20 protein-coding genes and 1 pseudogene are annotated in these 20,246 nt (G+C 54.5%); 15 read left to right on the top strand and 6 right to left on the bottom strand.

Features of this window, described 5'->3' with window-relative positions; all coding sequences use genetic code 11:
• Positions 1–3 precede the first annotated feature (3 nt).
• A complete protein-coding gene (mmsB, locus tag C5Y44_RS00675) occupies positions 4–879 on the top strand; it encodes a 3-hydroxyisobutyrate dehydrogenase (protein WP_105323645.1) in 876 nt (291 codons plus the stop codon).
• Here mmsB and C5Y44_RS00670 read toward each other — a convergent pair.
• Entirely contained in the window at positions 860–1,420 is a 561-nt protein-coding gene (locus tag C5Y44_RS00670; RefSeq protein ID WP_105323218.1) for a TetR/AcrR family transcriptional regulator, read from the bottom strand. The genes mmsB and C5Y44_RS00670 overlap by 20 nt on opposite strands.
• 56 nt (positions 1,421–1,476) lie before the next feature.
• On the opposite strand from C5Y44_RS00670, the gene C5Y44_RS00665 reads away from it, so the two are divergent.
• Positions 1,477–2,937 (top strand): GntP family permease, encoded by a 1,461-nt coding sequence (locus tag C5Y44_RS00665; protein ID WP_105323217.1) that lies wholly within the window; start codon positions 1,477–1,479, stop codon positions 2,935–2,937.
• Here C5Y44_RS00665 and C5Y44_RS00660 read toward each other — a convergent pair.
• The 3 genes from C5Y44_RS00660 to acnA are packed head-to-tail and all read right to left on the bottom strand — an operon-like array spanning position 2,918 to position 6,896.
• A complete protein-coding gene (locus tag C5Y44_RS00660) occupies positions 2,918–3,955 on the bottom strand; it encodes an AbrB family transcriptional regulator (RefSeq protein WP_105323216.1) in 1,038 nt (345 codons plus the stop codon). The genes C5Y44_RS00665 and C5Y44_RS00660 overlap by 20 nt on opposite strands.
• A complete protein-coding gene (rraA, locus tag C5Y44_RS00655) occupies positions 3,952–4,419 on the bottom strand; it encodes a ribonuclease E activity regulator RraA (protein ID WP_105323215.1) in 468 nt (155 codons plus the stop codon). The genes C5Y44_RS00660 and rraA overlap by 4 nt, the downstream gene beginning before the upstream one ends.
• 2 nt (positions 4,420–4,421) lie before the next feature.
• Positions 4,422–6,896, bottom strand: coding sequence for an aconitate hydratase AcnA (gene acnA / locus C5Y44_RS00650; protein WP_105323214.1), 2,475 nt, complete (start codon positions 6,894–6,896; stop codon positions 4,422–4,424).
• Positions 6,897–6,992: 96 nt separating this feature from the next.
• Here acnA and C5Y44_RS00645 point away from each other — a divergent pair, with 96 nt between their 5' ends.
• The 4 genes from C5Y44_RS00645 (at position 6,993) to C5Y44_RS00630 (ending at position 10,872) form a co-directional block, all read left to right on the top strand.
• Positions 6,993–7,646 (top strand): GntR family transcriptional regulator, encoded by a 654-nt coding sequence (locus C5Y44_RS00645; protein WP_105323644.1) that lies wholly within the window; start codon positions 6,993–6,995, stop codon positions 7,644–7,646.
• Between the two features lie 110 nt (positions 7,647–7,756).
• Positions 7,757–8,746 carry a tripartite tricarboxylate transporter substrate binding protein gene (locus C5Y44_RS00640; protein WP_105323213.1) on the top strand — a complete coding sequence of 330 codons (990 nt, stop codon included), beginning with the start codon at positions 7,757–7,759 and terminating at the stop codon, positions 8,744–8,746.
• Between the two features lie 12 nt (positions 8,747–8,758).
• Positions 8,759–9,328 carry a tripartite tricarboxylate transporter TctB family protein gene (locus C5Y44_RS00635; RefSeq protein ID WP_105323212.1) on the top strand — a complete coding sequence of 190 codons (570 nt, stop codon included), beginning with the start codon at positions 8,759–8,761 and terminating at the stop codon, positions 9,326–9,328.
• 2 nt (positions 9,329–9,330) lie between these two features.
• Positions 9,331–10,872: a tripartite tricarboxylate transporter permease gene (locus C5Y44_RS00630; protein ID WP_105323643.1), complete on the top strand. Its 1,542-nt coding sequence runs from the start codon at positions 9,331–9,333 to the stop codon at positions 10,870–10,872.
• Between the two features lie 6 nt (positions 10,873–10,878).
• Here the strand turns inward: C5Y44_RS00630 and C5Y44_RS00625 are convergent.
• Positions 10,879–12,258: pseudogene (locus tag C5Y44_RS00625) on the bottom strand (NAD-dependent succinate-semialdehyde dehydrogenase).
• 345 nt (positions 12,259–12,603) lie between these two features.
• On the opposite strand from C5Y44_RS00625, the gene C5Y44_RS00620 reads away from it, so the two are divergent.
• Both C5Y44_RS00620 and C5Y44_RS00615 read left to right on the top strand, forming a co-directional pair.
• The gene (locus tag C5Y44_RS00620; RefSeq protein WP_233189770.1) at positions 12,604–14,049 is read left to right on the top strand and encodes an HNH endonuclease signature motif containing protein; all 1,446 of its coding nucleotides are present in this window, start codon (positions 12,604–12,606) and stop codon (positions 14,047–14,049) included.
• Positions 14,050–14,069: 20 nt separating this feature from the next.
• Positions 14,070–14,597, top strand: a complete 528-nt coding sequence (locus tag C5Y44_RS00615) for a gluconokinase (protein ID WP_233189769.1) — start codon at positions 14,070–14,072, stop codon at positions 14,595–14,597.
• On the opposite strand, the gene C5Y44_RS00610 is transcribed toward C5Y44_RS00615, so the two are convergent.
• The gene (locus tag C5Y44_RS00610) at positions 14,566–15,945 is read right to left on the bottom strand and encodes a GntP family permease (protein WP_105323210.1); all 1,380 of its coding nucleotides are present in this window, start codon (positions 15,943–15,945) and stop codon (positions 14,566–14,568) included. The genes C5Y44_RS00615 and C5Y44_RS00610 overlap by 32 nt on opposite strands.
• Positions 15,946–16,006: 61 nt before the next feature.
• Between C5Y44_RS00610 and C5Y44_RS00605 the strand changes: the two genes are divergently transcribed.
• The 7 genes from C5Y44_RS00605 to C5Y44_RS00575 are packed head-to-tail and all read left to right on the top strand — an operon-like array spanning position 16,007 to position 20,216.
• The gene (locus C5Y44_RS00605; RefSeq protein ID WP_105323209.1) at positions 16,007–16,348 is read left to right on the top strand and encodes a YidH family protein; all 342 of its coding nucleotides are present in this window, start codon (positions 16,007–16,009) and stop codon (positions 16,346–16,348) included.
• Positions 16,349–16,353: 5 nt separating this feature from the next.
• Positions 16,354–16,671, top strand: coding sequence for a DUF202 domain-containing protein (locus C5Y44_RS00600; RefSeq protein WP_105323641.1), 318 nt, complete (start codon positions 16,354–16,356; stop codon positions 16,669–16,671).
• A 25-nt stretch (positions 16,672–16,696) separates the two neighbouring features.
• Positions 16,697–17,305, top strand: a complete 609-nt coding sequence (gene nadD / locus C5Y44_RS00595) for a nicotinate-nucleotide adenylyltransferase (protein ID WP_066792784.1) — start codon at positions 16,697–16,699, stop codon at positions 17,303–17,305.
• Between the two features lie 52 nt (positions 17,306–17,357).
• A complete protein-coding gene (gene rsfS / locus C5Y44_RS00590) occupies positions 17,358–17,819 on the top strand; it encodes a ribosome silencing factor (RefSeq protein WP_066792785.1) in 462 nt (153 codons plus the stop codon).
• An 11-nt stretch (positions 17,820–17,830) separates the two neighbouring features.
• Positions 17,831–18,529, top strand: coding sequence for a histidine phosphatase family protein (locus C5Y44_RS00585; RefSeq protein WP_105323208.1), 699 nt, complete (start codon positions 17,831–17,833; stop codon positions 18,527–18,529).
• Positions 18,529–19,320 carry a DegV family protein gene (locus C5Y44_RS00580; RefSeq protein ID WP_105323207.1) on the top strand — a complete coding sequence of 264 codons (792 nt, stop codon included), beginning with the start codon at positions 18,529–18,531 and terminating at the stop codon, positions 19,318–19,320. Before C5Y44_RS00585 ends, C5Y44_RS00580 begins: the two co-directional genes overlap by 1 nt.
• Positions 19,320–20,216 (top strand): LysR family transcriptional regulator, encoded by an 897-nt coding sequence (locus tag C5Y44_RS00575; protein WP_105323206.1) that lies wholly within the window; start codon positions 19,320–19,322, stop codon positions 20,214–20,216. Before C5Y44_RS00580 ends, C5Y44_RS00575 begins: the two co-directional genes overlap by 1 nt.
• Positions 20,217–20,246 lie beyond the last annotated feature (30 nt).

Here is a 20,246-nt window from a genome sequence, read left to right as displayed (position 1 = left end):
TCTATTTCGACAGTTGCGGTTATCGGATTGGGAAATATGGGCGGTCCGATGGCCATCAACCTTGCCAAAGCAGGCTTAGAAACGCGCGGGTTTGATGTATCTGACAAAGCACGCACGGCAGTCGCAGACGCAGGAGTCGCCACCTTTGATTCCGCTGTTGAAGCTGCCCAAGGAGCAGAAGCCGTAATCACGATGCTGCCCAATGGCGCGTTGGTGAAGAAGGTTATTGAGGAATTGGTGGAGGCAGACTCCGCGGCCAAGCTTTATATTGATTCCTCCACGATTTCGGTTCAGGATGCCCGTGAGGTAGGAGAATTTATCCAAGAACGGGGCTCATTATTTGTCGACGCCCCAGTTTCCGGGGGAGTCACAGGCTCTCAGGCAGGAACGCTGGCTTTTATGGTGGGCGGAACGGAAGAGGCCTTTAACAAGGCAAGGCCCCTGCTAGACATCATGGGCCGCTCGATCACTCATTGTGGGCAAAGCGGCAATGGCCAAGCTGTAAAAGCGTGCAACAATATGATCCTGGCTGTGCAGCAATTGGTGCTCTCAGAAGCAATTGTCATGGGAGAACGCTTGGGACTCGAGCATCAAGCATTCTTTGATGTGGTGTCCAATGCGACGGGCAACTCCTGGTCGCTTTCAGTAAATGCGCCAATTCCAGATGTGGTTCCTACCTCGCCTGCGAATAATGAGTTCAAGCCGGGGTTTTCATCGGCGCTTATGCTCAAAGACCTCAAACTGGCCATGGAATCCGCCGAGGCCACGGGAACCTCAACAGTACTCGGAAAGATTGCTGCTGACACTTACGCAGCATTCGTCGACGAAGGACATGGGAACCTGGATTTCTCCGCCGTGATTAACGAGCTTCGCCGTTGATAATCCGTTGGAGGATACGCGAATAGTGGTTTACGAGAGACGTTTCGCTGAATGCCAAAAAGTCGGTATCAGCGAAACGCCTCATCATTGATAGACCTAGCAAAAGCGACAAAGCAGACTGCGCGCGGAGTTCCGGTGACGGGTTTGGATACGGCGCTTCATTGCGGATGCGATTGACTAAGACTTCCTGCAGGTCTGAGCGGATACGTTTACCGATGGCATTCAAACTTTCGGGATTTCCCGTCGACACCGTGATCATGCGCGCCATGGAATAAGGCGCATTATGCGGAGCAGTAAGAGTCTCCCGAATCGCCGTTCGTCCCAGCTCTTCAAACGGCCCGGCAAACAGAGCCTCTGAAGAATTACTGAAATCCACGGTCGCTTCAAATAGCGAGTCTTTGTTGTGGAAATGCTTCACAATCAGCGCGACTGAAACCTCAGCTTCCTGGGCTATGTCTTTTAAGGACACTTGCGCAAATGTTCGTTCACTAAAAAGCCGACGTGAGCACGTCAAGATCCGGTCGCGGGCATCTGCAGTCATAAGACTTCATAGTAGTGCGCTTGCGACTGAAAAGATCTCAAATTTAAGGAGTTCCAGTGTTACTTGCACTTATAGGCGTGGTGATTTCTCTCGTTTTCTTGATCACCTTTGCGTATCGTGGGCATTCGGTTGTGGTCGTAGCACCTATCGCAGCGCTGATAGCCGTAGTCTTTTCCGGGCAGCCGATAATGGGTTCATATACCCAGATCTTCATGCCCGCTTTGGGTGGCTTCATTATCAGCTACTTCCCGCTATTTCTCTTTGGCGCTATTTTTGGCTATCTCATGACATCTACAGGGCTAGCTCGGTACTTGGCTAAAGCAATAACAACGCTTTTTGGCCCGAAACGTGCCATGCTTTCAACAGTTGTTGCAACTGCCTTGCTCACGTATGGAGGCGTTTCTGCGTGGGTCGTTGCATTTACCATTGTGCCAATTGCGACCGCGTTGTTTAAAGAGGCGGGGATTCCCAAGCGTTTAATGCCCGCTGCAATTGCATTAGGCACCATTACCTTTGCACTTGCTGCTCTGCCTGGTTCTCCACAGGTTCACAATGCAATCCCCACCAGTTATTTCGGCACCAATGTTTATGCAGCGCCGTACTTTGGCCTGGGCTCAGCTGCTGTCATGCTCATTGCCGGAATTGCGTGGCTTGAATACCGAATGAAGCAAATCAGAAAAACTGGCGAAGAATTTATGCCTATTGATTCTTCTGGCAACTTCATTCATACCCCAGCTGGGCTTGGCGAAAGTTCTGATGAGGGAGAGGAGAAGCTAAAAGCTTCCACTGCGCTGAAGAAGGACCCGTCGGTCACTATTCAAGGCTTGCTAGGCCTTATCCCTATCCTCGTGGTTATCATCGTCAACTTCTCCTTCGTATTCTATTTTGCGCAGCGAATGGATACCGGATACCTGGCAGAAGAGAAGTTTGGTTCGACCGATATCCAGGCACTCACAGGGGTATGGGGCCCGACTCTCTCATTGGCTTTGGCGATTGTGGTCATGGTGCTGATGTTTCCCAGCCGTATCCGGCAGTCCGTCCGGGAGTTTTCGGACGGAGCTAAGAATGCCATTTTCCCTTGTTTCACAACGGCTTCGGAAGTCGGATTCGGCGCGGTAATCGCATCACTTGCTGTCTTCGCGGCTGTACAAGAAAATATGCTGGATATTAGCGATAATGCTTTGGTAGTTTCCACTGTTTCTACCGCTGTTATTTCAGGAATTACAGGTTCTTCATCAGGTGGGCTGAGCATCACCATGCAAACCATGGGTGAGCAGCTGGCCCAGCTGGCTGCGGAGCAGGGGATAAGCATGGAACTCATGCACCGAGTTACTGCGATGGCTTCGGTTAGTTTTGACTCCATGCCGCATAACGGCGCAGTACTAACCATGCTTATTGTGTGCGGGATGACTCACCGCCTGTCCTATAAGGATATCGCCGTAGTAACCATCGCAATTCCATTGGCTACATTGCTGCTTTTTCTTGGCCTCAACACTTTTATCCCCGGCCTCTCTTAACGATCCACCGGATAATGGTGGACAGGTAGCCAGCCAAAAATAGCAGCGTCAGTAACCTGATTAGCTGCACGCTAATGACCGCAGGCCCGGAGCCGCCTTCGTGTGCGAGCGCGAGGACGGTTTCTAGGCCACCCGGGCTGGTTGCCAGGTAGGCATCAAAATAAGTGATGTCCATCCACCAGCTCAACAGCAGGGCAGTAGCGGCGCAGGTTGCGATGGTAATGATGATAAACAGCAGGGTCATCGGCAGCTGGCGGGCAAAAATCTTCAGTACCTGCACTGATAGTCCGCCGCCGCAGAACCAGCCGATTATCAAAAACGCAATGACCGTCACGAAATTCGGGATGACCAGCGCTTCAGGGATGAACTGCCCGGCCGCAATGGTCAGCAGTAGCGGCGCGAAGATGTGAGGTGCAGGAAAGTGCAAGAGCTTACCGATGTACGGTCCAGCCAACGCAAAGACCACCAAGAGCAGGGCACCCCACCAGGTGCCATGCTCTTCTGCGGCACCAGTGGCGGTGACATTAAAAATAGAGGTCACCAGCGGCAACGAGAGAGAAACAATGACCAAGCGCAGATATTGAGAGAGTGCCACCAAACGATAATCGGCCCCGGTTTCCATGGCGATCACCGGCAGTGTTGATGAACCTCCGGGGAGCATGCACAGGATTCCGGTTTGGGGAGAAATCTCTTTCACACTTTTTGCCAGCACCACGCCAGCGCTCATGCCGAGCGCCACGGTGATGACGGAAACCACCAGACCCGGCAGCACGTAGGGGGTAACTTCACCAATGCCGATCCCGACTAGGGGAAGCCCCGCCAAGACGCCGATAACGCCGCGACCAGCCTTTTCCACGTGGGAGTTAAGAGCCAGTTCTTCGCGGCGTACCAACGCCATGCCGCCGGCAACGATGATCCCTGCAAGAATCCACGCGGCAGCAACGTTGAAGTAATTAAAGAGCAGACCTAAAGCAATTGACGCGGGTACAACGAAAATCCACGTCAATGTACTTCTCATCGCTCTATCAACACTCCATCCGAATCGGCATAAACCATGGCATCAGGGGTTACTTTAATACCCGAAATGTCTAGTGTAACCCCGACCTCGCCGGTGCGCTCTTTCTTACTGCGCTTCGGGTTCGAGCCCATCGCCAGCACACCCAGGTCTATCTCGGCGAGCTCTGCGCGGTCGCGAATCGCGCCGACGATGACCACGCCGGCCCAGCCGCTTTCCTGAAACATCTTCGCCATGTTGCCGCCCATCAGCGCGCAGGTGATTTTCTCCTGGCCATCGACCACTAGGACGCGACCCTTGCCAGGTTGCTTCATTAATTCTTTGAGCAGCTGGTTATCCTCATCGACGCGCACGGTCTCCGCTGGGCCAGAGAAATGCTCAATGCGGCCGAGGTTTTCGAAGTTCAAAGGGAGAGAATCGACCTTTTCGCCGAGTTCGTCATAGGTATCGGAAGTAAAAGTAGTCATAGTTATCGCTTTCTTGTTGTGAGGGAAAGAATAGAAGGGATGACGCCGCCATCGACAAGCAATTGTGCTTCGTTGCCTGTCTCGACGGCTGCCATTGCCAGGTAGTTCACCGTCGAGCCATCAACCTTGTTGACGGTGACCGGGACCTGGCACCGCGGACTGATATCGACGGCTTCAACGCGGATGCTGTCGCCCGGTTCTAAGTCCACGAAGTCGCGGGGAATCTCCAGCGGCAAAATGCCCATACCGATGAGGTTCGTGCGGTGAATGCGTTCATAGCTGGTGGCCAACACAGCACGCACCCCCAGCAAGCGCTGGACTTTTGCAGCCCAGTCGCGCGAGGAACCCATGCCATAGCGATCACCTGCGACCACGACCACCGGCTGGTTTTCCTCCGCGTAGCGCCCGGCGGCATCCCAGACGCGCATGAGATCACCACTCGGGCTGTGCATGGTCATCGCGACACCGGGCGCATCCGTCAAAGCATTCTTCACAGCGCGTGCATAGAACGCACCACGTGCCATGACCTCCCAGTTGCCGCGACGAGAAGCAAAGACATTTAAGTCATTGCGGTCTTCGCCGCGCTCAACGAGGAAGTCTGCGACGAAGGAATCTTTCGGGATCGCACTGGCGGGGGAGATGTGGTCGGTGGTGATGTCATCGCCAAGCACTAGCAGCGGATAAGCATGATAGGTGCCTAGCAGTGACTTTTGGTCCAAGTCCGCGAAAGGCGGCGGGCGCAAAATCGTGGACTTTTCATCCCACGGAAACAGCGGGCCATCGGGTGCATCAATTTCATGCCAGAGCTTATTGTTGGAAGCCTCGTAGAAATCGGTGCCGAAGTCATCGGGGGCCATTGCCTTAGTAAAAGTCTCATCGATATCGTGCGGGCTGGGCCAAATCTCGTGCAGGTAGACCGGATTTCCGTTCTCGTCGGTGCCTAGCGACTCATTAGAGATATCAATATCCGCCCTTCCTGCCAGTGCGAATGCGATGACCGATGGCGGGGACATGAGGAAACCGTAGTCCAAGTCGGGGTGCACGCGGCCAGGGAAGTTGCGGTTGCCGGACAACACCGCCACGGGCGTGCCTTCTTGCTGGGAAATCTCAGGAGTCAACGGGCCCGAGTTACCGATACAAGTGGTGCAGCCAAAGCCGACGATGTCGAAACCAATCGCAGACAGGTCGTCCAACAGTCCGCCGCGCTCGAGATAGCTTGCCGCAGCAGGGGAGCCCGGTGCCAGCGAGGTCTTGACCCACTTCGGTGGAGTTAATCCTCTTGCCCGTGCATTGCGAGCAAGAAGGCCGGCAGTAATCAAAAGTCGCGGGTCGGTGGTGTTGGTGCAGCTGGTGATCGATGCAATGGCCAGCGGAAATGCCGGGGAGTCGGGCTCGGTATCAGCCATGACTTGAGCAAGTGTGTTGATAGCATTCAAGTCCTGTGGGCGACGTGGACCCGCGGCAGAAGGAAAGACTGTGGCGAGATCTAATTCCAGAGTCTGGTTGAAGGTAGGGTTTGCCTGCGGATCGAACCACAAGTCAGCTTCCTTGTAATAGGCGCGCACGAAATCGATGTGCTCGGCGCTGCGGCCGGTCATCGCAAGATACTCCATGCCGGCTTCATCGACAGGGAAGTATGCGGTGGTCGCACCAAATTCGGGCGCCATGTTTGCCACCACTGCACGGTCACCAACACTCAAGGTGGATACGCCAGGGCCGTAGAATTCCACGAACTTGCCGGTTACGCCGAATTTTCGCAGTTCACTGGTCAACGTCAGTGCCAGGTCGGTAGAGGTCACTCCCGCGGCTAGCTTGCCGATGAGTTTTACCCCGATCACTTCCGGCACCCGCAACGTAGTGGGCATTCCGAACATCAAAGTCTCTGCTTCCACGCCGCCGATGCCCCAGCCTAAAACACCTAAGCCGTTGATCATCGGGGTATGTGAATCAGTACCCAACATCATGTCGGGGAAGGCGTAGGTGCCATCGGTTGTGGCGACTGTGGCAAGTTGCTCCAAGTTGATGGTGTGCATAATGCCCGTACCCGGAGGGTTGATATGGATGCCCTCCATGGAATTCGATGCCCATTTGAGGAAGCGGTAGCGCTCCTTGTTGCGGCGAATTTCCTGGGCGATGTTGAGCTGGGCAGCATCGCGCCGGGCAAAATGTTCAACGGCCAGGGAATGGTCGATGGATACTTCAACCGGCAGATGCGGGCGAATGACCGTCGGATCCCCGCCAGCGCGGGCGACGGTATCGCGCATTGCGGCCATATCTACCAACGCCGGGGTGGAAGTGGTGTCGTGCATGAGCAGGCGGCCGGGGCTGAATTCGATTTCCGCGTCCAAGTCGCGGTCAATGATGGGCTGGGGGTCGCGTCCGTGGCGAACGAGGTTTTCGGCAAAGAGACGCAGGATCATCGGATAGCTGGCGAAATCATCGCCAAGCGTTGTGCGCGCAGGAAAGGAAGTGGTCATGGGTATCATCTCTTATAGTTTATATCTTATAACATGTAGGATTTAGCCGAAATTCTATATATGCTTGGAAAGAAGATCAATAGAGAGGTGATTGTCATGGATAACTTCCAGCTGGTCACGAAAAATGATTTCGCCTATCACAAGCTCAAAGAGCTCATCGTGACCTGCGAATTAGCGCCTGGGGAGACCCTGCAACAATCGGCCCTGGCGGCGAAGATTGGGGTATCGACGACCCCGCTGCGCGAGGCAATCAGACGGCTGAGCGGCGAAGGGCTCATCGACCTGGCTGCGCATAAAAACACCAAGGTTGCAGACGTGTCCGCGGATGAAGCACGTCACCTCTTAGAGGTCCGCCGCGCGCTGGAGCCTCTCGCAGCGCAGCTGGCCGCGACCCGGCGAACCCGTGAAGACATGGAGCTTATTCAGCGGAATCTGGCCAGGTTGGAACCTGTTTACCGGGATGTTGATGCGCTGCAGGCGCACCGCGAATTTCATCAGGCGATCTATTTTGCCTCCAAGAACCCCATTCTTGTGGAGGAGCTAGAGCGGCTGTGGGCAAAGGCGGATCGGTACCGCGTTATTGCCCTGGAGAAGAAGGATATTAGTCCTGCGCGTGAGCAGCAGATTCGAAATGAGCACCAGCAAATTGTTGATGCCATCGCAGAAGGTGATGGCGAAAGCGCACGTGCGGTCATGCAATTGCACGTCAGTAGGAGCTTGGGCAGCCAGGCTGTAAACTTGCTCGAATGATATCTAAGGGTGCCCCCAAACACCTGATTTTCTGAAAGTATTGCGGATCACACTTAACTTCTTATAGTTTATAACCTAATCTCATCAAATTGAGCTTAGGAGAACTATTAGTGAGTGCAACATCAAAACGGGTGGCGCAAGTTATCGCCATCATCGTCGGCGTTGTGTTGGTCATCTTCGGAGTCAAGGATGCAGCAGCATCTGACTCTGGAGCTGATGCACGCAGCGCCGTCAGTCTTATCGCCCCTGCAGGTGCAGGTGGTGGCTGGGACGGTGCCGCCCGTGAAATCCAACAAACCATGCGCGAGGAAAACGTCGTTGTTAACCCCACCGTCGTTAATATTCCTGGCGCCGGCGGAACCATCGGCCTGTCCCAGCTGATGGAAATGCCCGGAAACAACACAACCCTGATGGTCATGGGCATTACGATGCTCGGCGCCATCAACATCAATGGCTCTGGTGTATCCATTGATGAAGTAACCCCTATTGCCCGTATCACTGACGACTACGACGTACTTGTCGTACCAGCCGATTCCCCATATGAAACCGTCGATGACGTTATGCAGGAAATGGCTAAAGACCCACGCAACTTCCCATGGGGCGGTGGCTCACTTGGTTCTTTGGACCAGATGATCATCGCGCAGCTGGCAGAAGAAGCGGGCATTGATCCGAAGGAAGTCAACTACATGGCCCACTCCGGTGGTGCAGAGTTGGCAACCGCGCTGATGTCCGGAACTATCGACGCTTCGGTGTCCGGCTACAACGACTTCGCTGACCAGATTGAAGCCGGCCGGTTGAAGATGCTCGGCATTTCCGCAGAAGAGCCTGTCGATGGCATCGATACGCCGACGATGATCGAGCAAGGCTACGACGTCTCACTGGTGAACTGGCGCGGTGTCGTCGCACCTCCAGGGCTGGAAGATGAAGACATCGAAGAGCTTCGCACGATTATGCGCGAGGTTTTGGAATCTGACACTTGGGCTGACGTTTTGGAACGTAACCAGTGGGCAGATAGCTCTCTAATCGGTGAGGACTATGAAAAGAACCTCGCGGAAGAGCGCGCCATCGTTGACGATATTTGGAAGCAACTGGGCTACTAAGGACATTCCCTCATGACTAATACAGAATCACCGCAAACCCAAGAACCTCCCTCTTTGCCTGACCTGCCGTCTTTTAGGGGCTACGGCCCCTTGGTCATGGCTGCCTTCGTGTTCGCTTTTGCTTCCTACGTCACGTGGGGCATTGTAACGATGGAAGTGCCAGAGTCCGCGGCAACGCCAGGACCTAAGTTCTATCCCACAATTCTTGTTGTACTTTCCTATATTCTCGTAGCGATGCTGGTGGTCTCCACCATTCGCAAGCCATCGCCTGGCGATGAGCCCCGTTATGTCACCCCACTCGGTGAATACGGCGGTGATGCCCGCATCAACCCTGATTCGGCCCGTCGCTGGTCTTTGACCGCGTCCATCGTCATTTTCATTGTCTTCGTATTAATTCTTGAGCCAGTTGGCTGGATCATCTCCGCGGCACTTTTATTTGCCGGATTCTCCATCTGCATGGGGCACAAGAAATACCTCAACGCCATCGCCGTGGGAATTATCTTCTCCAGTGCGGTTCAGGTGGCGTTCTCAGCAGGTCTTGGACTTAACCTGCCTGCCGGAATCCTAGGAGGCATCTTCTAATGATGGAAACACTTTCTAACCTGATGATGGGTTTCGGCGATGCATTCTCGCCCATGAACCTCATCTACGTCTTCATCGGTGCGCTGCTCGGCACCGCCGTGGGCGTTCTGCCTGGCATGGGTTCTTCCATGGCCGTGGCGCTGCTTCTTCCTATTACTTTTACGCTGGACCCGACCGCCGCGTTCATTATGTTCGCTGGTGTTTACTTCGGTGGCCTCTTCGGTGACTCCACCATGGCGATTCTGGTCAACACCCCTGGTGGTTCGACCGCTATTGCAACAGCATTTGAGGGCCACAGAATGGCACTTAATGGGCGAGCCCCACAAGCCCTGGCTACCTCCGCGATTGGTGCCTTTACCGGTGGTCTGATTGCAACCACCTTGGTTGTATTCTTCGCTCCCAAGCTTGCCGAGTTCGCCATCCTCTTCGGCCCAGCCGAGTACTTTGCGCTAGCAATCTTCGCCTTCTTGGCATCGGCAGCCGTTGTGTCTGACTCTTTGCTCCGCGGCCTCATCTCCCTAGTGGTCGGCCTGTTGGTCGCTACCGTTGGTATCGATGAAATCTCTGGCGCCCAGCGCTTTACCGCCGGCATTCCAGAAATGTTCGATGGCATCGGCATCATTATCGTCACCGTCGGCATTCTGGCTCTGGGCGAGGTCTTCTACGTTATCTACGAGCAGAACAAGCCAGTTCCAAAGCTTCGTGATGGCAAAGTTGCCCGCGCCCGCCTGTCCTGGCCCGAATTCCGGGAAGCTCTCCCAGCATGGCTGCGCGGTACCAGCTTCGGAGTTCCTTTCGGCGTCATCCCAGTCGGTGGTGCAGAGGTTCCAACCTTTATGGCGTACGCAACCGAGCGCAACCTCGATGCCCGCCGCAAAGACCCACAGTTCGGTGACAAGGGTGCTATCCGTGGTGTAGCTGGCCCAGAAGCTGCTGGTAACGCAACCGCAGGTACCGCCATGGGCGCGCTGCTCGCGATGGGTCTTCCAACCTCTGCGACTGCCGCCATCATGCTGGCCGCATTCCAGCAGTACGGCATCCAGCCAGGTCCACTGCTTTTCGATCGCAACGCCGACCTCGTCTGGCCACTGCTAGCCTCCCTGTTTATTGGCCTGTTCGTCCTTTTGATTCTGAACCTGCCATTGGCACCAATGTGGGCCAAGCTGCTGCTGATTCCGCGCTACTACCTATACCCAGGTATTGCCGTATTCTGTGCGCTTGGTGTCTACGCGACCTCAGCTGCAATCGCTGACCTGTGGCTCGTCCTTGTCATCGGCCTCGTCGGTTTCGTTATGCGCCACTTCGATTTCCCGCTGGCACCAATCATGATTGGCGTCATCCTGGGACCACTCGCAGAATCCAGCTTCCGTAACGCCCTGCTGTCTTCCGGCGGCGAATACTCCATCCTGGTTGGCTCCCCAATCGCGATTGGTATGTACTCGCTGATGGGACTTGTCCTGGTCGCAGCGTTTGTTCGCCGCTTCCAGAACAAGCGCGCCGACGCGAAGCGCGAGAAAGAGGAAGAAGAAATGGCTACCGTTTAGTTCTTTTTAGTTCGCAACAAAGTACATCTGCTTATTGACGAACTCATCCATCGCTAACGGACCCAACTCACGCCCGAAGCCAGAGCGTTTGACGCCACCGAAAGGTAGCTCAGCGCCCTCGCCTGCGGGCGTGTTTACATTTGCCATCCCGACCGCCAGCCGCTTTGCGATGGCTTCGGCGCGCTCCGAATCTTCAGAAAACACCGCCCCGCCCAAACCAAAGTGGCAATCATTCGCCAGCTCGAGCGCCTCTTCATCGCTTGCAACTTTGTATACGGCAGCGACTGGTCCGAAGAATTCCTCATAATAAGAATCCGAATCACGCGGAATCCCTGTAACAACAGCGGGGGAGAAGTACGCCGTATCGTCTGAGAGCTGCCCACCTGCATGCAACGTCGCGCCTTCTTGCACCGCAATGCGCAACTGCTCATCCAGGCGCTCGGCCGCAGCTCGCGACGAGAGCGGACCATAAACATGCGTGCTCGTTCCATCCATTTTCTTCGGGTCCACCGGCTTCATCTGCTGGGCAAGCTCAACCAATTCCGCCACGAATTCATCGTAAATATCAGCGATAACGATCAGCCGCTTATTGGAATTACATGCCTGCCCCGTGTTATACATTCGAGTTTCCCACGCCAGTTTTGCCGCGGCCTGCACGTCTTTCGTATCGAGCACAATATAGGGATCTGAACCTCCCAGCTCCAGCACTACCTTCTTGAGATTCTTACCCGCCTGCGCACCGATAATCGCCCCTGCGCGTTCAGAGCCGGTCAGGGAAACACCTTGGATGCGAGGGTTAGCAATCATGTCCGCAATCTGATCATGTGAAGCGAAGACGTTGTTATAAACCCCTTGCGGCAGACCAGCATCGTTTAAAATCTGCGAAATTGCCAGCGCAGAACGCGGACATATCTCTGCGTGCTTCAAAATGATCGTATTGCCCAGCATGAGGTTCGGCGCAGCAAACCGTGCCACTTGGTAATACGGGAAATTCCACGGCATCACGCCCAGCAGTGCACCAATGGGCAAGCGACGAATCATCGCCCTGCCCGCAGAATTCGACGGAATTTCCAGGGCAGCAGCAAAATTATGCCCGTTATCCGCGTAGTATTTGAAAATCTATGCCGCAAACTCGGCTTCTTCGACGCCTTCTACCAGTGGCTTTCCCATTTCCTCGGCGATGATTTCTGCGAGGTCGTACTTCCTGGCATCGAAAAGCTCTGCTGCCTTCGTCACTATCGCCGCACGCTTTTCGATGCCCACCTGCCCCCATGACTTCGACGCCTCATCAGCGCCGATCGCGGTATGTTCAATTTCCACATTCGTTGCAGTTGGGAAAGTCTCAATCACTTCATCAGTAGCTGGGTTTTGCACTCTATATGTCACGGCCGAACTCTCCTTCGCATCGTTTGCTAGAGCCAATTGTGCCAAAGGAAATGGTGCCGTGCCGCGAGATTCGAAAACGTTGCCAATTCGTTACTTTGTTCGACTAGCGGGGTGGTGTCGGTTGTGTTTATTATGGTGATAGAAAATGAGTTCGATACAAGTGAGAGTGTAATGAGCCGTCCTTTCTATGCAGTTAATAACCCTAATAAACCGTTAGCCAGACTTTATTCCACAGCCCGCTGTACAGAATTTAACGCCTGGATGCAGTTGATTCCTGCGTTCGAAGAAGATTTCGATTTAACTAGTGAAGAGTGTGCCCGTCATTATGGTCAAAGTGCTCACAAGGTGGGGCAGATTTTTCTCGCATTACAACGAGTTATCTTTGAACTTCCCAAGCTGCACGCAGTGCTCCAAGACCATTGGCATTTAGATTTCCCACGCATCATCGCCATCGATGCAGCATTATCAAAACTGGGACCACATCCCGATTCCGAAGTAATTGAAGAGCTCGACGAGAAAATCGCCGAGTACCTGACCCCGCGTGTTGTAAATCAACACCTTCCATCATCCAACCGCATCGGTCGACGCGTACGGGAGATGGTTCATGAATATGATGACCGCGTACCGGTAACTGACCCGCGGCCGCAGCGCAGAATGGTTAAGACAAAGCTGACCGCAAACTCCTCGTCTTTAGCTGTGGAAGCTCCACACGAAGATATTCAAAAAGCCGAAGATTGCATGAAAGCCACCGCAGATGCGTTGGGGGTTTCTCGCGCGGAGGCGATGTTGCAAGTATTAACCGGCGAATATGAAAGTAAAAAGGCTGAAACTAAGCTGGTGCTCTTTTCTCCGAAAGGTATTGAGGGAGCTCCCGCTTATCTCCAAGGCTTCGGGTGGGTGGGCCCTGAGACCGTCGAGCGGCTGCGCGATGGCGCTACTGTTATCGACGCTGACGAGGTAGCAAATGCAGAAACCGCCAGCTACAAACCCACTGATGCGATACGCGCTTTCGTGGAAGGACGCGACGGGACGTGTCGCTGGCCAGGCTGTAGTGTTCCAGCGCAAAATTGCCAGCTTGACCATCGCCATAATTTCGACGAGGGCGGTCCCACTTCGCCGTCGAATCTATTCGCGCTCTGCCAGCATCATCACAACGTCAAAACTGATACCCGCGCAATGTACATCGTGGATCCTATCTCGGATGTCATTTACTGTCTTTTCGAAGATGGCACCTGGGTCTCGGATGTCGCGGAGGAAGGTCCAATCGGGCAGGGCTCCAAGCGGTGGATGCAAACCTACGGCCAGAAGTTGGTAAAGCGCCGCCAGAATGCGCAGGAAAGAGCGCATGAGCTTGCCGATGAAATCGATGACTACTACCGCGAGCGCGCCAAGCAAGACCAAATGGAACAAGAACAACGAGACATCATCGATGAGCTGTGGGTAGATGACATCAAACTACTGCGCGCGATGCTGGGGCAAGGGGAGTTCTCTGGTGAGATTCCACTTCCTGGTCACCTTAACGTCTTTCTAATTTTGGAAGCGGCGCAAAGGTTGGGCCTTGATTTCGAAGCTGCCGATGAAGTGGCGCCATGGGTTCGTGTTCATAAGAAGATTGTCGAGCATGAACGCCAAGAAAATGAGCGCAAGATTCTAGAAGAAGCCGAAGCGATGGCTCACGAGTTGGCCTTAAAGATTCTCAAGGAAAAAGAAAATGAGGAAAGTGGCGAAAACAACGAGGCCGAAGAAGAATTAGTGAAGGTACCGCAGAATCCGGAAGACCCACCGTTCTAAGAAATAAGTAAAGGTGGATAATGGAAAACATGAATCAACGGTCTTTAGTATCGCGCTACGTCGTTCTCATGGGAGTTTCGGGTTCCGGAAAATCTTCCGTGGGAGAAAAGTTGAGCCCTTTGGTGGGCCTGCCTTATAAAGACGGTGATGATATGCATCCGCAATCAAATATCGACAAAATGGAATCAGGCACCCCGCTCAATGATGAGGACAGGGCGCCGTGGTTGAAAAACATTGGTGAGGAACTCGCAGCCTCGGATGGTTTGATGATTGGGTGCAGTGCTTTGAAGCGCTCCTACCGCGATCTAATCCGCAGCTACTGCCCGGAGGCAGTATTCGTACATCTGGCGGGAGACTTTAAGCTGCTCAGCGAACGTATGAAAGCGCGCACCGGCCACTTCATGCCGGCGTCGCTGCTGAAGTCTCAGTTTGAAACTTTGGAGCAGCTGGAGCCGGACGAAAAAGGCGTAGTAATTGATATTGCGCCGTCAAAGGAAGCGGTTGTGCAAGCAGCGGCTAACTACTTGGCAGGATCGCCCACAGAATAAGGACGACGAGAAAACCGATTACGGAAATAAAGACCTGGTTTAAGGTCCAAGTGCGCAGGGTCGTGGAGACATCCATGCCCATGAGCCGGCCGACCAGCCAGAAACCGGAGTCGTTGACTAGGGAGGAGAATACGGAACCAGCGGCAGTGGCCAGAACCAACAGCGCGAGCTGAATCTCGTTCATGTTGGCGGCTTCGACAGCTGGGGCCATGAGTGCGGCAGCGGTGGTCAAAGCAACCGTTGCGGAACCTTGCGCCACGCGCAGGGCTGCGGCGACGAGGTATGCAGCGAAGATGACGGGGATGCCAAGGTCTGACATGGAATCAGCAAGTGCATCGCCGATACCGGAGGTGCGCAGGACACCGCCGAACATTCCGCCGGCACCAGTAATCAGGATGACGGAACAGATTGGTCCCAAAGCGCCGTCCATGAGCTTTTCGATGTTCTCGCGATCCTTCGGTCCAAGTACCGCCATCGCGATGATCAAAGTCAGAAGCAAAGCGATCGGGGTTTGACCGATGAAGGTGAGGATTTCTGCGAAGGTGCCGGTGGCATCGATCGTGCCAGCAGCCGAAAGAGTGTTGACACCGGTGTTGCAGAAGATGAGCAGCATCGGCAGTAGCATGACGCTGATGACCTTCAGGGGCGAAGCAGCGGTTGCGGGGTCGTGGTCGCTTTGCTCACCAAGCAGAGCATCGCTGACTTTGAAGGTGAACTTCGTACCGAGGAAGAGGCCCCACAAGTAGCCGGATACGTACCAGGTTGGCAGTGCAACGATGAGACCAAGTCCGAGGATGTAGCCGATATCAGCGCTGAAGAATTCAGCAGCGGTAACCGGTCCTGGGTGCGGTGGCAAAAATACGTGCATGACTGAGAATGCACCGGCGGCGGGCATGCCGTAGGCAAGGACTGGTCCATCGAGGCGTCGCGCGACCGCGAAGATGACCGGGAGCATGACGATGAGCCCGGCGTCGAAGAAGATCGGAAAGCCCATGATCAATGACGCGATACCCAGTGCGAGCGGGGCGCGTTTGGCGCCGAAGGCGTTGACGAGGGCATCGGCAAGCGATTGTGCACCGCCGGAAGCCTCGACGAGCCTGCCGATCATGGCGCCAAGGCCCACGAGCAATGCAACTGAAGCAATGGTTGAGCCAAAGCCATCGATCATGGTGGGCACAACACCGGCGATGGGGATGCCTGCAGCGATAGCTGTAAGCGCCGAGACGATGATGAGCGTGACAAATGCGTGGATTCGGAACTTGATGACAAGTAACAAGATCAGCACGATGGCTGCTAGTGCGATTCCGAGCAGGGGTCCTGCGGACATGGTGGGTTCCCAGGTCTCCATATAGTTCTCCTTATCTAAATGTTTCCCTGAGAATACACCGTGGGCGTTGTAGCATTAGAATATGAAATTTTGGGAGGAAGGCGAAGACCCCGATCCGCGCTTCACCTTGGCGAATGAGCGCACATTTTTGGCGTGGATCCGCTCATCTTTGGCCTTTCTAGCTGGTGGTATCGCGGTTGAGATTTTTAATATCGAAGGCGTTCCTGCCTGGATTAACTCGACAGTTTCATTCGTGGTGATTGTTACCGCAGCATTAGTAGCTGTTGGAGCAGCTTTTCGATGGGCCAAGGTTGAGCGCGCCATGCGAACCGGCAAGCCGATGCCTGCGCCCAGGCTGGTGCCAGTTTTGTCGGCTGCGGCGGCGATAGGCTGCGTCTTTGGTCTTGTGGTGATTTTGCTGTGAAAAATATGATGCGGCACCCCGATCCGGGTTTGCAGCCAGAGCGCACCGTCATGGCTTGGACACGTACGTTGGTCTCATTCCTGGTGGTCGCGGGGTTAAGCATGCGCGTGTCAGCGTCAGTCCATGATGCAGCCTTTATCGTGATCACGGTTATCGCCGGAATTGCAGCGCTGAATATTATGGTGCGCCAATCTGGGCGTTATCGGCGCACTAATGATGGACTGGTGCAGGAAAAAGTTAAACCTCAGGCGACATCTGTCATCGTTATGTCTGCGGCAGTGGCTCTTTTAGCTCTCGTCGTCTTGGCGATGAGGCTGATCTAAAGCAGCACAGTTAAGGTTAGGGACTATGAATAAAATCGGCATCATGGGTGGAACCTTCGACCCGATCCACCACGGCCACTTGGTGGCAGCCAGTGAGGCTGCATATCGCTTTGACTTGGATAAGGTCATCTTCGTGCCCACGGGGCAGCCTTGGCAAAAGGCAGATCGTGATGTCACGGATGCGGAGCATCGCTATTTGATGACGATGGTGGCAACGGCCTCCAACCCCCGCTTTACGGTATCAAGGGTGGATATTGACCGCGTGGGGCCGACATATACCATCGATACGCTGCGCGATATTCGCGAGTTTTACCCAGAAGCAGAGTTGTACTTTATTACCGGCGCGGATGCGCTGGCTTCGATTATGTCGTGGCGCGATTGGGAAGAGATGCTGGATATGGCGCACTTTGTTGGTGTGACCCGCCCTGGATATCCGCTGACTCGCGACATGGTGCCGGAAGGTCAGCGCGATAATATTGAGCTGATTGATATCCCGGCGATGGCTATTTCTTCGACGGATTGCCGTGAACGTGCCCGGGGTGGGGAACCAGTGTGGTACTTGGTGCCGGACGGGGTAGTGCAGTATATTGCGAAAAATCACCTGTATAGCCCAAATGAAGGTAAAGCGCTGTAGATCGCTGTAAAGTTATTACCTGCTATACATATCGAAAAAGTAAAGGATATTTGTGAGTATTACTGACGCAGCCCGCCGGATGGCGGAGTTGGCAGCGCATGCTGCTGATGAAAAGTCCGCCAGCAACATCGCTGTCATTGATGTCTCTGACGTTTTGGCTATCACGGAACTTTTCGTCATCGCGTCTGCAGACAATGAGCGCCAGGTGCGTTCCATTGTTGAAGAGGTAGAAGATGCTTTGACGGCCGAAGGTTTCGAGCCGAAGCGTCGCGAAGGTGTCCGGGAAAACCGCTGGGTATTGCTGGATTACGGCTTTACCATCGTGCATGTTCAGCGCGAGCAGGAACGCGAGTACTACGGCCTGGACCGTCTCTACCATGACTGCCCGCTCATTGAGATTGAAGGCATTGAACCGGCAACGCGTCCGGGCACGTGGGACAATATCCGCGATGCTCAGTCAATTGATGACATTCCTCTGGCTGAAAAAGAGCCGGAAGAAGACGAAGAGTACTAGACTAATTTTTCATGGGTCGCCGTCTAATCCTGATCAGGCATGGTCAGACTGTTTACAACGCCACCGGTCGAATGCAGGGCCACTTGGATACAGCGCTGTCCAATGAAGGTGAGAAGCAGGCTGAAGCTGCCGGGCGACTGCTGAAAAATCAAGGAATCACGCGCATTCTTGCCTCCGATTTGTCGCGGGCTAGGGTGACGGCGGAGCTCGTCGGCAAGCAATTAGGCGTCGACGTGGAAGTGGATGCGCGCCTTCGCGAAACCCATTTGGGTAAGTGGCAAGGCATGACTTCTTCTGAAGTCGATGAGCAATTTCCAGGCGCGCGCGCCATTTGGCGCCATGACCCGACCTGGGCACCACCGGGCGGGGAATCGCGCGTTGAAGTTGCAGAACGCGCACGCCCAGCTATTGATGATTTGATGCGCGAATATTCTGACTGGGACGGACATACCGTCTTGGTCGTCGCGCATGGTGGTGCGATTGCGGCGTTGACCTGCAATCTAATCGCATTGCACAGCCAGCAGTATCAGATGCTTTCTGGTCTGAAGAATACGCACTGGGCGCAGCTTACCGCCCGGCCCTCTTTTGATCCGCAGCATCCTAATGCGCCAGTGCGCTTTAACTCTGACAACGTTGAGAATGCGAACTGGTATTTTGACGGCTGGAATATGGGCGCCCACGTTATTGGTGGCGCGGGGGCTGATATTTAATGCCGGTTCGAATAGTGACCGACTCATCCGCAGGCTTGCCCGATGAGATTATTGAAGAATTAGATATCACGGTGTGCCAATTGCACGTGATGGAACATGAAGATTCGGAAGCTACGACTTCTGCTCTTTCCGCGCTGGAGATTGCCGCGGAATATGGCCGGCAAATGGAGCGCGGTGGCGATGAAGGTATCGTCGGGCTGCACTTGGCCAAAGAACTATCATCGACCTGGTCGGCCGCGGTTACTGCATCGGGAGTATTTCCTGATAATAAGGTGCGCGTGATTGAATCTGGTACTGCCGGCATGGTGCTGGGGGCGGCGGCGATGGCTGCTGCCAAGCTGGCAAAAGATGGCGCTGATGTCGATGAATGCTACGAAGCAGCGGAAGATACCCTCGCGCGTGGCAAGACCTGGGTCTATTTGAATTCAACCGATGAGATTCGCCGTTCCGGACGAATGTCCACAACAACGGCGATGATCTCTACGGCGCTGTTGGCGACTAAGCCCATTATGGCGCTTAACGATGGCAAATTGGAGCTCGTAGGCCGCACGCGCACGCAGACTAAAGGTTTTATCAAGCTGGTGGATCTGGTGGCATCGGAAGCCGGCGGCAAACCTGTGTTTGTAGCCTTGCAGCACAATGATGCCGAAGAAGAAGCCGAGATGCTGCAGGAGCTTTTAGAACAAGCGTTGCCGGAAGGCTCCAGTTTTATCCTGACTGAGCTCAATGAAGTCATCGGGGTGCACGTGGGTGCGGGCGCGATTGGTGTCTCTGCGGTCTACTCAGTCTGATGGATATTCGCTGGTTGGAAGGCTTCGTGGTGGTTGCCGAAGAATTACACTTCAGCAATGCCGCGAACCGTTTGGGTATCGCACAGTCTCCGTTGAGTCAGCTGATTCGCAAGCTGGAAAAGGAATTGGGGCAAAGCCTTTTCGACCGCAGCACCAGGTCGGTTGAACTAACCGCGGCGGGTAAGGCGTTGCTCCCTGAGGCACGCCGAATTCTTGCGACGATGTCCGAGGCCCGTGAATTGGTCAGCGCTGCCGAAGGTGACATCGTCGGTACCGTTCGCTTGGGCTATTCAGGTGTGCTGAATTACTCAACGCTGCCTTTGCTGACGAAAGAAGTGCAAAACCGTCTTCCGCTCGTAGATTTAGAACTCGTGGGCCAAAAGCTCACCCAGGAAGCACTCAATATGCTCCGCCAGGGACGGCTGGACATAGCGATGCTGGGGCTTCCCATCAATGATCCTGATGTGGAAACCTACATGATCCACCGCGAACCGCTGTGCGTTGTGCTGCCCGCAGATCACCGATTGGCTGGCGAAGAAATCATCGATCTGGCAGAGCTGTCTGGTGAAGGATTTGTGACTACGCCACAATTCGCTGGTTCGCTGTTTCGTGACTCGACCTTCCAGCTGTGCGCGGAAGCTGGATTCGTGCCGCGGATTTCCCAGCAGGTTCCGGATCCGTTCCTTGCGCTGCTGTTGGTTTCCGGTGGGGTAGGAGTCGCGGTAACAACTCGGAGCCTGGGCGAGCTTTCCCCGCCGAATACTGTGGCCATTCCAATGAAGCAAAACTCGGTGATGCTTAGGCACGGAATTGGGTGGATGAAGGGCTTTGATCGCGTTGCTCGTGACTCCGTTTTGGAGGTCATGAGGGATATTTTCCCACCCGAATCTAGGTAATTTTAAACTTATTTCGCAGCCCTAATGTCT

Origin of the sequence: Corynebacterium sp. J010B-136 (genome assembly GCF_002967075.1) — a bacterium.
Classification (GTDB): Bacteria; Actinomycetota; Actinomycetes; order Mycobacteriales; family Mycobacteriaceae; genus Corynebacterium.
Note: the sequence above shows the minus strand (reverse complement) of the source record. Positions and strands in the feature narration are given on the sequence as shown.

What these genes read in the sequence shown, in the direction of transcription:
- C5Y44_RS00600 (WP_105323641.1), top strand. Translation starts at nt 16,354, where the DNA reads ATGATGCGGCACCCCGATCCGGGTTTGCAGCCAGAGCGCACCGTCATG.
- C5Y44_RS00580 (WP_105323207.1), top strand. Translation starts at nt 18,529, where the DNA reads ATGCCGGTTCGAATAGTGACCGACTCATCCGCAGGCTTGCCCGATGAG.
- C5Y44_RS00585 (WP_105323208.1), top strand. Translation starts at nt 17,831, where the DNA reads ATGGGTCGCCGTCTAATCCTGATCAGGCATGGTCAGACTGTTTACAAC.
- C5Y44_RS00660 (WP_105323216.1), bottom strand. Translation starts at nt 3,955, where the DNA reads ATGAGAAGTACATTGACGTGGATTTTCGTTGTACCCGCGTCAATTGCT.
- nadD (WP_066792784.1), top strand. Translation starts at nt 16,697, where the DNA reads ATGAATAAAATCGGCATCATGGGTGGAACCTTCGACCCGATCCACCAC.
- C5Y44_RS00575 (WP_105323206.1), top strand. Translation starts at nt 19,320, where the DNA reads ATGGATATTCGCTGGTTGGAAGGCTTCGTGGTGGTTGCCGAAGAATTA.
- C5Y44_RS00605 (WP_105323209.1), top strand. Translation starts at nt 16,007, where the DNA reads ATGAAATTTTGGGAGGAAGGCGAAGACCCCGATCCGCGCTTCACCTTG.
- rraA (WP_105323215.1), bottom strand. Translation starts at nt 4,419, where the DNA reads ATGACTACTTTTACTTCCGATACCTATGACGAACTCGGCGAAAAGGTC.
- C5Y44_RS00610 (WP_105323210.1), bottom strand. Translation starts at nt 15,945, where the DNA reads ATGGAGACCTGGGAACCCACCATGTCCGCAGGACCCCTGCTCGGAATC.
- C5Y44_RS00635 (WP_105323212.1), top strand. Translation starts at nt 8,759, where the DNA reads ATGACTAATACAGAATCACCGCAAACCCAAGAACCTCCCTCTTTGCCT.
- C5Y44_RS00645 (WP_105323644.1), top strand. Translation starts at nt 6,993, where the DNA reads ATGGATAACTTCCAGCTGGTCACGAAAAATGATTTCGCCTATCACAAG.
- C5Y44_RS00615 (WP_233189769.1), top strand. Translation starts at nt 14,070, where the DNA reads ATGGAAAACATGAATCAACGGTCTTTAGTATCGCGCTACGTCGTTCTC.
- C5Y44_RS00630 (WP_105323643.1), top strand. Translation starts at nt 9,331, where the DNA reads ATGGAAACACTTTCTAACCTGATGATGGGTTTCGGCGATGCATTCTCG.
- C5Y44_RS00670 (WP_105323218.1), bottom strand. Translation starts at nt 1,420, where the DNA reads ATGACTGCAGATGCCCGCGACCGGATCTTGACGTGCTCACGTCGGCTT.
- acnA (WP_105323214.1), bottom strand. Translation starts at nt 6,896, where the DNA reads ATGACCACTTCCTTTCCTGCGCGCACAACGCTTGGCGATGATTTCGCC.